The sequence below is a fragment of the Marinobacter sp. B-21 genome, from assembly GCF_056857895.1.
In genome coordinates this window covers 1-12,263 of sequence record NZ_JBSXNZ010000018.1, presented here as the reverse complement: position 1 = coordinate 12,263, position 12,263 = coordinate 1, and the positions used below count along the sequence as shown (strand labels likewise).

5 protein-coding genes and 1 pseudogene are annotated in these 12,263 nt (G+C 51.1%); all 6 read left to right on the top strand.

The window, feature by feature from the left end:
• Positions 1-100 precede the first annotated feature (100 nt).
• The 6 genes and pseudogenes from AC13C0_RS00425 to AC13C0_RS00400 all read left to right on the top strand — a co-directional run bounded on the left by AC13C0_RS00425 (position 101) and on the right by AC13C0_RS00400 (position 11,456).
• A complete protein-coding gene (locus AC13C0_RS00425) occupies positions 101-1,771 on the top strand; it encodes a DUF1156 domain-containing protein (protein ID WP_482953727.1) in 1,671 nt (556 codons plus the stop codon).
• A gap of 9 nt (positions 1,772-1,780) precedes the next feature.
• A complete protein-coding gene (locus AC13C0_RS00420) occupies positions 1,781-3,964 on the top strand; it encodes a GmrSD restriction endonuclease domain-containing protein (protein ID WP_482953726.1) in 2,184 nt (727 codons plus the stop codon).
• A 13-nt stretch (positions 3,965-3,977) separates the two neighbouring features.
• On the top strand, positions 3,978-5,030 hold the full coding sequence (locus AC13C0_RS00415; protein WP_482953725.1) for an AAA family ATPase: 1,053 nt from the start codon (positions 3,978-3,980) through the stop codon (positions 5,028-5,030).
• A 1-nt stretch (position 5,031) separates the two neighbouring features.
• On the top strand, positions 5,032-5,541 hold the full coding sequence (locus tag AC13C0_RS00410; protein ID WP_482953724.1) for a hypothetical protein: 510 nt from the start codon (positions 5,032-5,034) through the stop codon (positions 5,539-5,541).
• Positions 5,542-5,545: 4 nt separating this feature from the next.
• Positions 5,546-6,889, top strand: a pseudogene (locus AC13C0_RS00405) (ATP-binding protein); the annotation flags it as partial.
• Between the two features lie 1,591 nt (positions 6,890-8,480).
• Positions 8,481-11,456, top strand: a complete 2,976-nt coding sequence (locus AC13C0_RS00400) for a KAP family NTPase (protein WP_482953723.1) — start codon at positions 8,481-8,483, stop codon at positions 11,454-11,456.
• The last annotated feature ends 807 nt before the right edge of the window (positions 11,457-12,263 follow it).

Here is a 12,263-nt window from a genome sequence, read left to right as displayed (position 1 = left end):
ACACTTAAGGCCGGTGACTGGATGACATCAGAGCGACATTGGCGCGCATACTACTAATAATTCTCATATCTGGGCGTAATGGGCTAACCGAGAAAATTTCGTGGCTGCTGCTTGGGGTGTTTATGAAATGTTCGGGCTAGTAGCACTAACGACCTTTTCCGATTTGGTACAGGAAGCTCGCACAAAAGCCATTACCGACGCCAGAGCTGCCGGCTGGCCGGATGACGGCCAAGGCCTGGATCAAGGCGGCGCAGGATCAACCGCATACGGGGACGCTTTGGCAACATTTCTGGCCTTAACGCTTGGCCGAGGATCAGATTATTGGAACTCCAATGCTACATGGGAGTCTGGCGGCGGTTTCATTGCTCATGCATTTACCCGTCAAGCGATACCTATGATTTGGGATTATTCAGAGGCGAATCCATTCTCTGGAGGCAGTGGGAATTGGGAATCAACGTGTTTGGACTGGGTAATCCGAGTAATTCGAAATTTTACTCCTGCATCGTCAGGAAGTGCTTTTCAATCTGATGCTCAATCACAGAGTATTAGCTCTGACAAAGTCATTTCAACTGATCCGCCTTACTACGATAACATCGGCTATGCTGATCTTTCTGACTTTTTTTACGTGTGGATGCGCCGATCGTTACGGAACATCTATCCTGCCTTGTTTAGCACTATGGCGGTACCGAAAGCCGAAGAACTGGTCGCTACGCCCTACCGCCACGGTGATAAAGACCAAGCCGAAGCTTTTTTTATGGATGGCATGACCCGTGCGATTCATAACTTGGCTGTGCAAGCGCATCCTGGATTTCCAGTTTCCATCTACTACGCCTTCAAGCAGTCAGAGACCAAAGAAGGCAGCACCACCAGCACCGGCTGGGTGACTTTCTTGGAAGCCGTTATCCAAGCGGGCTTTTCAATTGATGGCACCTGGCCTTTGAGGACTGAAAGAGGTGCTAGGATGATTGGCATCGGCACTAATGCCCTCGCATCGTCCATCGTCCTGGTCTGCCGCAAACGCGAAACCAATGCGGAATCTATCTCCCGTCGCGATTTCCAACGGCAACTGCGGGAAGAAATGCCCGAGGCTCTGGAAACCATGATCGGAGGTCAGACAGGCCAAACTCCCATTGCGCCCGTTGACTTGGCTCAGTCCGCCATTGGCCCTGGGATGGCTATTTACTCTAAATACGAAGCGGTGCTGAACCAGGATGGCAGTCGCATGAGTGTGCACGATGCTCTGGTATTGATTAACCGCGCGATTACCGAGTATCTGAGCCCCGACTCCGGCAGCTTCGATGCTGACACCCAGTTCTGCTCAAGCTGGTTCGAGCAATATGGATGGAACGCTGGCCAGTTTGGGGAGGCTAACGTGCTGGCTCAGGCCAAAGGTACCACGGTGGATGGTGTTAAAGCCGCCGGTGTGGCCGAGTCCGGAGGCGGCAAGGTGCGATTGTTGCGCTGGGCCGAATACGAATCCGACTGGGATCCGACCAAAGACGATCGCACCCCGGTGTGGGAAGCTTGTCACCAGATGATCCGCCGGCTCAATAACAGTGGCGAGTCCGCAGCCGGTGAGTTATTGGCAAAAATGCCAGAGAAAGGCGAAGCCATCCGCCAGTTGGCCTACCACTTGTACACTCTGTGCGAGCGAAAGAAATGGGCCGAAGAGGCCCGCGCCTACAACGAGTTGATTGGCTCCTGGCATGCCATTGTCGAGGCATCCCACGACACAGGCCACAAAGGCGAACAACAAGGACTGGAACTCTAAGGAACGTATGTGAAGAACAAAAATGTAGCCATACGTAAGGTTGTAAAATATCTCAACAACCCAGAGTACGACGGCGGATTCTGGCTGCCAAACATCCAGCGGCCATTCGTGTGGAGCCCGGAACAGATCGAGAAGCTGTTTGACTCCATCATGCGGGAATACCCGATCAGTACGATACTGGTTTGGCGTACCCATTCCCTGATCAAGCGGCGGAAGTTTATCGACAACTACCACGATGGCATCAAGCTCTCCCAGTTCCAGGTGCCGGAAGATAGCCGGACAAAACTTCTTGTGCTTGATGGCCAACAGAGACTTCAGAGCCTGTTTATCGGGCTATGCGGTAGTCACAGCAAGCAGGAGCTTTACTTTAACGTTCTTAGCGGGGAGCCAACTCACACTGAGGAGATGCGGTATCAGTTCCGTTTTCTGGCCGCCAACCGAGCCAGCTTTCCGTGGGTCAAATTCAAAGAGATTGTGTTCAGCAACGAGATGCCAAACGACTTGGCCAAACAGCTGGAAGCCAAAGCCGTTTCGCCTATCACAGAAGAGCAGGAACGAAGACTGATCCGGAATCTCTGGCAGGCCCAAAAGGTGTTTGTTTCTGAGGAGTATGTTGGTTATCAGGAGCTGGACAGCGTCGATAACCCAGATGCATACACTGAAAACGATGTGGTCGAGATTTTCATTCGCGCCAACTCCGGTGGCACGAAACTTGGTAAGTCAGATCTCCTCTTCTCGCTGTTAACTGCTTCCTGGCAAGATGCCGATGAAGCGATGGAAGAGCTGATTTCTGAGCTGAATGTTTCTGGCTACGAGTTCACCCGTGATTTCGTTATGAAGACTTGCTTGGTGTTGCTGGGCAAGGGCGCTGCCTATGATGTAAAGAAATTTCGGGACGAACAAACCAAGCAGTCGATGATCGATAAGTGGCCCCAGATCTCTGCAGCCATCAGAGATTTGAGGGACTACTTGTTCTCCAAAACCTACATTCGTTCCGATAAGGCGCTGCCCTCTTATCTGACACTGATACCGGTCATCTACTACCGCTATCACTATCCAGAGAATTGGCAGTCTTTGTCCGGGCTGGACACATACCTACTCAGAACATTGCTTTGCGGTGCCTTTAACGGACGACCGGACGGTTTGATTGATAAATGTATTCGCCGTATCAATCAGGACAAAACCTTCTCAGTTGCCAACCTCTTTGAGGTCATCCGCAGTGACGGGCGCAATCTGGATGTTTCCGAGGACAGCCTTCTCCAGGCAAGCTATGGATCTCGCGCCATTCATCTGATTTTTAATCTGTGGTACCGACAATTCGACTACCAACCTGCATACGCAGTGAATCTGCCGCAGGTGGACCATATTTTCCCCCAGTCATTGCTGAAGAGCATTAAGGATGAAAACCCTGAAACCGGCCGGCAATCGCTGATGCGCTATCCCGCAGCGACCAGAGACCAACTGGCAAACTGTATGCTGCTGCCCGCTGATGAAAACGGCTTTCAGGGTAAAAATGATGCGCTCCCTCGGGACTGGTTCGCGGACAAATTCGATGCTTATCTGGACATGCATCTCATACCCAAAATGCCTTCACTATGGGAGGTTGAGCGCTTTGAAGACTTCCTCGAAGCGCGTAGGGCGTTGATTGTAGAAAAATTGAAACATCTGATAACAGATACTGAAACAGATCGATTATCCAGTACGCCCGATGCCATCGACAATGTTGAGCCAGACGAGGTCGAAGACGTTGTAGTTTCATCGGACAATGACGATCTGACGGATGGGGTGAACTCCTTGGAAGCTGAGGGAGAAGAGCAAAAAAGCTCCCTTGATGGCGTGGATGCAAAAGGCCCTGAAGCGACACTGGCCAAATTTCTTGAACGCATAGCTGAGCCGACAAAATATATTGCAGGCTTCAGAACAAAAGACGGCAAAGAGCTTGCATTGGAGAGAAAGGGTCGGGACATTACCCTTTGGACGCAAACGGTATCTCTGTCCGGGGCTGAGTTTGAGCCAGCGCGAGAGTATTCCGACACGGATCCCCGAAATTCAAATCTTAACCGAAAGAACTGCCCTGCTTTACGCCTCGGGAATCCAGCCTATGTTTGGAAGCTTGAGGGTGCTGATGATTTATTGGATTTCGTTAATTGGTATAGCGCTGCTACGGTACTAACACCAATAGAGACAGGTTAAGTGAGAGACTCCCATGCTTAAAAAACTCAAACTGACGGATTTTACCGTTTTCTCTGACTCCGAGCTGTCTTTTGCTCCTGGCCTCAATGTGGTGGTGGGAGAAAATGGCTGTGGTAAATCTCACCTTCTAAAAGTGGCCTATTCAGTTATTGCCAACAGTGCTGAGGAAGGAAAGAAACCGACAGCCGGTGATCCGACTAAAAATACGCTACAGAAAACCGTAGCTGACAAACTCGTCCATGTGATGCGCCCCGAAACCTTGGGCCGCTTGGCGGCGAGAGCTCCAGGCAGGAAGCGCTGTGAAGTGGCGTTCAAGTTTGACGATTCCCAACTTGATTGTACTTTCAGCTTTGCCACCTCTAGCAAGTCTGAAGTTCAAATAAACCAGTTGCCCGGAAAATGGCATGAAAAATCCCCTGTTTTTATCCCGACGCGCGAGCTGCTGACCATATTTCCGAATTTTGTTTCGGTTTATGAAAATCATTATCTGGAATTTGAAGAGACCTACCGCGACACCTGTTTGCTACTTGGCGCCTTGGCCCTGCGGGGACCGAGAGAAAAGCAGATTGCAGAGTTGTTGAAACCACTCGAAGAGGCCATGGGTGGAAAGGTTGTTCTTGATAAAAATGGACGTTTCTATCTTCAACTACCGGGCAAGGGAAATATGGAAATGCCTCTTGTGGCTGAAGGTTTGCGAAAGCTGGCTATGATTGCCCGGCTGATAAGCACCGGCTCGCTTCTCGATAAAGGTTATTTGTTCTGGGATGAGCCAGAAACAAACCTCAACCCCAAATTAATTAAGTTGGTTGCCAAGGTTATTTATCACTTGTGTCAGCAAGGTGTTCAGGTATTTATAGCCACACATTCGCTTTTTCTCCTCAGGGAACTAGAGGTTTTGTCTGAGGAGCGAGAGTTCAAGAAAGTGAAACACAGATATTTTGCCTTGAAGCCTGAAACCCATGGTGTAGAGGTCGAACAAGGTGAGCGCATCGACGACCTGAATACGCTGGTTCTTCTGGATGAGGAGCTTTCACAATCCGACAGATTCATGGAGGCCGGCAACTGATATGTCAGTGCTCAAGGAAGGACGTTTAACGTTTACATTTCAACCAAGCGCTGAAGCCAGCCAATACGATGACTGGGCTTTTTACCGTAATCAGTTCAATAGCGCGTTTGGCAGCACGAAAGCTGTCGACTTCATATGCGTAGACAACGACCGCACTTGGCTGATCGAGGTGAAAGATTACCGCGCCAACAGGCGCACGAAAACGATTGATTTAGGTGAAGAGCTAGCATTCAAAGTACGAGATACGCTTGCCGGTCTAGCCGCAGCAAAAGTCAACGCAAATGATCAATCTGAGCGTTCTTTTGCTCGCAAGGCGCTGAAGAGAAACAGGCTTTCCATCGTGCTCCATCTTGAACAACCAGACAAACCTTCGAAGCTTTTTCCACAGGCTGTCGATAAGTCAAAGCTTCTGATGAAGCTAAAACAGACCCTTAAAGCAGTAGATCCACATCCCCGTATTGTGGATCAGAATAGCCTTCGGCCAGAGATGCAGTGGCAGGTAACAGGATAGAATTATGAGCTTAAAACCGTGGAGTGAGATCGCACGCCCCCACAAAGATGTTCTGGAAGGCACTTTCAAACAGTCGGAGTTCGCCGCGGATATCACTCAAGTGGCCACTGGCACCGCGCCAGAAGAATACCAAAACGCTGAGAATTTTTTCTCCCGAACCTACATTACTGAAGGGATGCGCCTTCTGCTGATCTCTGTTGCACAGCGCCTGTCCGGCCAGGGTGGAGATCCGGTTGTTCAGCTGCAAACAGCATTCGGTGGCGGTAAAACCCACACGATGCTGGCTGTATATCACTTGGCGAGCCGCAAAGTGAGCACAGATAAGCTAACGGGAATCCCTCCGGTGCTGGATCAAGCTGGCATTACCGAGCTTCCTACCGCCCGTATGGCGGTAATCGACGGTATTCAACTGTCACCCAGCCAGGTTCGCACCTACGGCTCCACTACAGTGAACACGCTTTGGGGCGAGCTGGCCTGGCAACTACTGGGTGAAGAAGGCTATGCACTGGTGGCGGATAGCGACCGAGATGGTACCTCCCCCGGCAAAGACAGCCTGAAACAGCTGCTCACTCGCGCTGCGCCCTGCGTCATTCTGGTGGACGAGCTGGTCGCCTACATCCGCCAGTTGGAACTGGGCAAGCAGTACAAAGGTGGTACTTTCGACAGCAACATCAGCTTTGTCCAGGCGCTGACTGAGGCTCTCAAGGCTGTACCCAATGCCATTCTTCTGGCCTCACTCCCGGAATCTGAGCTGGAAGTCGGTGGCACCATGGGCCAGCGGACTCTGAACTCATTGGAGAAATACTTTGCCAGGGTGGAGTCCGTCTGGAAGCCCGTAGGATCCAGCGAAGCCTTCGAGATAGTGCGCCGAAGGCTCTTCGAAAGCTCTGGTGAACGGGCCGAGGTTGAGGGCATCAGCCGACAGTTCTCGGACTTCTACCGTCAACATGCAGAAAGGTTTCCTGTAGAAACTCAGTCCAACGGATACTATGAGCGCCTCTGCTCCTCCTATCCGATTCACCCGGAGGTCTTCGACCGGCTCTATGAAGACTGGTCTACGCTCGATAAATTCCAGCGTACTCGGGGCGTTCTCCAGTACATGGCCATCGTCATCCACCGCCTATGGAATGATGGTAACCGTGACGCTTTGATTATGCCGGGCTCGTTGCCCCTGGATGACGCGAATGTGCGTAACAAGAGCATTCACTACCTGCCACAAGGCTGGGAGCCCGTCATTGAGAAGGAAGTGGATGGGCCAAGGTCGGTACCGGCGGATATCGATGGCCATCACACCCTATTTGGCGGTGTTCAAGCTGCCCGTCGAACCGCAAGAACCATCTTCCTTGGCAGCGCTCCCTCCACCCAGGCAGAAATGATCCGTGGCGTTCAGACCGAGCGCATACTGCTTGGCTCTGTTCAGCCTGGCCAGACCATTGGTGTGTTTGAGGATGTGCTCAAGCGCCTGAGGGATCGGCTGCATTACCTGTACGCAGAGCAGGATCGATACTGGCTGGACACGAAGCCGAACCTGCGCCGTGAGATGGAGAGCCGCAAGCAGAATATCAGTGAGCGGGACGACGTGATTCCGTTACTGAAAGATCGTGTTGGTCAGTTTTTCAGGGGGCAGAACCACCATTTTGCCGGAATCCATGTGTTTACACCGTCTGCAGATGTTCCGGATGACTATGGAACCGGGCCTCGCCTGGTCGTGCTCCCACTGGATGCAGGCTATAGCCGCACCGAGACCAATCAGGCCTACGGACAGGCTGAGAAAATCCTCCGCAACCGCGGTGAACAACCCCGCCAGAAGCAAAACCGCTTGCTGTTCCTGGCTCCGGACTTTGATGTTGTTGGACGGCTAAAAGAACAAACCAGGATCTACCTAGCCTGGCGCTCCATCGTGACGGATATCGAAAATGGGACGCTCAACCAGGATTTGTCGCACCTCAAGCAATCAGAGCGGAGTCGAGATGCAGCAGGCCAAAGCCTTGGCCAGCTGATCCGGGAAACCTGGAAATGGCTGATGGCACCTGTCGAGAACTTTGTGAAAGGCCGCCCGGAGCTCAGTTGGGAGGTAGTGACTGTTCCTCCAACTGCGCCCTATCTCGTGAAAAGCATTGAGGAAAAGCTACGAGAAGAAGAATGGCTGGTATACGAGTGGTCACCCATCCACTTGCGCAAAGTGCTCTCAGACTGGTACCTGAAGGATGGCGTTACTGAAATCAGCGCGCTTAAGGTATGGCAGGACAGTTGCCATTACCTCTATCTGCCACGGCTGGTTAACGATCAGGTGTTTCGGAATGCCATTGCCCAAGGCGTGGAGTCTGAGGACTACTTCGGCTTCGCCTCCGGAAAAGAAGGCGACCGTTACCTTGGCTTCTCATTTGGCCGAAACTCGCTTGCTGACCTTTCCGAGTCTTCTCTGTTGATCGAGCGTGAAACAGCAGTAGCCTACGCCGAAAAGCTTCGGGCGGAAGAACAACCAAGCTTGCCCACGGGAGGCGAGGCCCCAGGAGCTGGGGGGACAACATCGCCAGCTGGTGGTACGGGCACGCCGTTGACGCCCCCGGGCATCACGGGTGGTCAACCCGGTGGAACGACTCCGCCACAGCCAGAGGTAACCGGTACAGCCAAAAGCCACTTCTATGGAACGGTAGAGCTGGACGCCGTGAAAGCGAAAATGGACTTTGCAACCATTATGGATGAGGTCGTTCAGCAATTTACCGCACAGCTGGGTGTGGAGGTGACCATTTCCGTAGAGATTGAGGCCCGGAAGAAGGATGGATTTGATGAATCTCTGCAGCGAACCATCAAGGAAAACTGTAACGTGTTGAAATTCAGTTCTTCGGAGTTTGAGGAGGACTGAATTGCTTCCGGAGCTGATGGGAAAAGCATTTTAGCTGGCGAGTAAACTAACACGGAATGTGGGGCCTGAATGAATGGTCGATAACAAGCCAGCAATGAACATGCCTGAGCTTTTGGTATTCACAAAGCCGCTGATTAGCGGCTTTGTGCTCGCCGAAGCTTGGCGTCTTGGGTTTTATTTAGGCGGGAACTTCGCCCCATCATTATCCAGCATCAATCCTTGGCTGGTAGCTATTGGAATCCTGCTCGTCGCAGCCTTATGCCTTGTTTACGTGTTTAATCGGGGAGTCCATTTAATCGCCGAGCGGATGATCCGTAGTTTTCGGCTTGATCTATTTATCGCACTGGCTGCAGGAGTGTGGATAAATATCTTGGTTTCTCCCATGCTTGCCAAGTTTCATCGTGTTTTCCAAAGTGCAGATCCACATTGGGCCCCTCTGGTTTTGCTTCTACTCAGCGCAACGCTGCTATCTCCTTTGTTTCGATACTATTTTCCGAAATCTCGAAGACGAGACCATCAACTGTACTTCCTCGCCGATGAAGAGATTGATAGTGAGGCAGAAGATCTATTTGAGAGCAAGACCCAAGCTAAGTCTTTCGCTGAGACTGTGCTCGCAAGCGGTGCTCACGGAGGTCTCATCTTCGGGGTAGACGGACCTTGGGGTATAGGAAAGACAAGCTTTATCAATCTTGCTGAGAGGCATTGGGCAAAGGCAGAAGACAAGGTCATTGTTTGTAGGTTCGAACCGCTCCGGTACGCATCAGAGCCTGACCTTGTAGAGCGATTGATTCGAGATCTGTCAGCAGCGATTCAAAGAACTGTGTTTGCACCGGAATTTCGTCCTGCAGCCTCACGGTACTCCAGGCTGATAAAGGGAAAAGCTGATTTTTCTTTCCTTGGCTTCCGGCTCTCATTGGAGCCATCCCAGGAGACTGTCGATGAGCTGTTGGACGATATCAATGAAGTTCTTCGTCGGATTAATCGCCGTGTCATTATTGTCGTAGACGACCTTGATCGCCTTGATGCTAAGACGGTGAATAATGTTCTGTTTGCAACCCGTCAGACGTTCAAGTTATCTCAAGCTACCTATATTTTATGCTACGACACCGAGGTCCTCGCTGAAAACCACGAGGAGAGCTCCCGAGCGCGAGAGTTTTTGGAGAAGTTCGTGACCGTGAAACTGAGTCTATTTGTGGACAGTTCGCGTATTCGGGACTTTCTGCGACGGGACTGGCAACGAATAGAAAATCAGCTCGGTTCCATTCCCTCGGACACGATGGTGAAACTCGGCTCCGTGCTGACCGAACTTTCAAACATACTCGATGGTGACAACGCAGCAAAGTATTTGCCGCTCGTCGGCGATTTGCGAAAGGTAAAGCGTTTTGTTAATGCGATGCTACTGATGCAAATCGAGAAAAGCGATTTGGGGCGGACGGATTTTTACGAACGAGATCTTATTAATTTGATGCTCCTGCATTTGCACTACCCTGGGCTATTTCGACGAATTTATGCAGAAGAAACAGAAGGGCGCAAAGGCATCTTCTCTGTGCTCCGTGAATTCGGAGAGGACGAATTCAAGAACAGCAATGAGTTCTCTGCGGGTTTAGATAAGCATCCAGAAACAGCTGCTTTCTTGCTGAAGCAACTTTTCGATGTACAAACACTGGGCCTGAACGATGCAACCGGACTTGAAGAGAAGGTTTTGAGATCTCGCGCGTGTTTCAACGAAGATTCGTTTAGAAACCTTGAGAGCTATTTAAAACTTATCGTCCGAGTCGCCACGCCCGAGCCAAGAGAGACCTTTGTGCTTTACCAAGAGGCTGTAGAGAAAGTTCGTGGTGGTACCTCTGTTCCGTCAATCCTCGAATCACCAGATTTCAGGTTAGATCAGGGAGAGCACGCCCATGATCAGTTTTGGCGCGTCCTGGTCAATCGGTCTCATGATTTCACTGACGTCGTTGCCGAGGATTCGATTAACACGCTAATCGAATATTTACCGCGCTATTCTTTCATATCGTCTGATGACCGGAGTTTACGACAGAGGTCAATTTATTCGCTACTGCGGTTATTAGATCGTGCAGGTTGGGGAAGAACGTCGGGGCATCGGCTCCCGAATTCGAGGGACAATATTGTTGAGGTTGCTTGGAGAATCTTCGGCGAGCAGTCCGACCAGAGCAAGGGAATACTGCAGCGGCTTACGAACGAGGATCGAGGAGTTCTGGGGTGGTACGACCTTATGTTGTTTAGGCTCCAGTGCTCGGCGGATAGACAAGGTCAACTGCATAATCTTCAATCAGCGCTCATCGTCTATTCGGATAGGGATGCGGAGACTTCCGGTTTGGTCAGTTCACTTGCCATTACTGGAATGAGGAGACTGTCTCAAGAAGTGTTTTCGCTATTTAAGCAAACCTTCATTGACCCACGGCGTAACTTCTATTCAGAAGCTCTCGCTGTTTCAGATAAAGAGCTTCTTGGAGATACATTGTTCGCATCTTTGGGAATGGGCTCAGGTGACCCCAGAGAGGGAGACCAGATGCCGACAGACCTGTCGGAGAAGCTGTTTGCCTATCGGAATTATTTCAGATCTTTTGTTATTTACCAGTTGAGCAACACATCCCCTCCGAAGGGTTCAGGCGTAGGCTGTGGATATTATGACGAAGACGGATCGGCAGATTGCGCAGGCATAGCTGCAGCTATGAACGAGTACGTGTTTAATGTTTGCTTTGACCCAAGCATCGATCCCGACAATGTGATTCACTTCGTTAACCATTGCCTATGCAATTTAAGTAGTCCTTTCATGTCAGGGAGGTTCGAAGAGGGCTATATCCCTACCAAGTCCGGTTTGCCGGGCGGGCTAGATCCTTTAGAAATGGGCCGCTATTGGCTCAAACATAGGGACGTTATTCGCCAACGGTTTCATAACGAGGATGACAAACAGGTTTACACAACGAGTTATATTGCTTCTTACCAGGAGGATTTGCCTGAGGTTTTCGATGTTCTAGATGACCTGGCTAAAGATGCTGAAGCGACGGATGCGAAGCCCCATTAAGGCTCGTTGATGGCACTGCGCCGGCTTGCATTAAATCGTGTTAGAAGACTGCCCCGCCTGATTCTATAGTTCTGTAAAGGTGGTCGTGTCGCTTGAGAGTGGGCGGAGCCCTTTTGGTGGGATTGGTTGTGCCTCACTAGCAAGACACTTGAATGTCAATTTGGGATTGGATGAGGTAGTCAATGGACAGCGTCGCTGCGATTACTCGGGAATCGCTTTACGAGGAGGTCTGGGCTGAGCCGGTCTCCAGGGTCGCACCTCGCTATGGGATCTCTGATGTTGCATTGGGGAAGGTGTGTCGTAAGTACAGAATACCGTTGCCGCCCAGGGGCTACTGGGCAAAAATCAATGCCGGGAAGTCACCCAGAAAACTCCCGCTTCCCACTGCCAGGGAATTTGACAATCATTCCCTGCCGCTCAGCCGATCACCCACCTATGATCCGAACAACCCCGATGCTTCTCGGAAAAAGGCCATCACTGCCCAAGAACGGATAGGGCTAATCGCAGTGCCAGACGAGTTGGAGTCACCGCATCGACTAATAAGATCTGCATCTAAGCGATTAAAGCAAAAGACGGGTTGGGACAACTACAAGGGCCTGCGCTCAGCGCCGGCAGAAATATTCGATTTCGAAGTGACTCACGGCGCGATTAATCGAGCACTACTAGTGTAAGCGCATTTAAATCGACCCACTTGCATCACCCGCACTGAGATGTCAGACCCGAACCAGCTCCACGTTCCAGGGCAGCAATGCTTCCAGTTTCTCCGCCGTATCCGCCTCGGCAATATGCGTGAGCAGGTGGTGTATG

Bases quoted from the DNA above. Each gene is read 5' to 3' on its own strand.
- AC13C0_RS00410 (WP_482953724.1), top strand. From the start codon at position 5,032: ATGTCAGTGCTCAAGGAAGGACGTTTAACGTTTACATTTCAACCAAGC.
- AC13C0_RS00400 (WP_482953723.1), top strand. From the start codon at position 8,481: ATGGTCGATAACAAGCCAGCAATGAACATGCCTGAGCTTTTGGTATTC.
- AC13C0_RS00415 (WP_482953725.1), top strand. From the start codon at position 3,978: ATGCTTAAAAAACTCAAACTGACGGATTTTACCGTTTTCTCTGACTCC.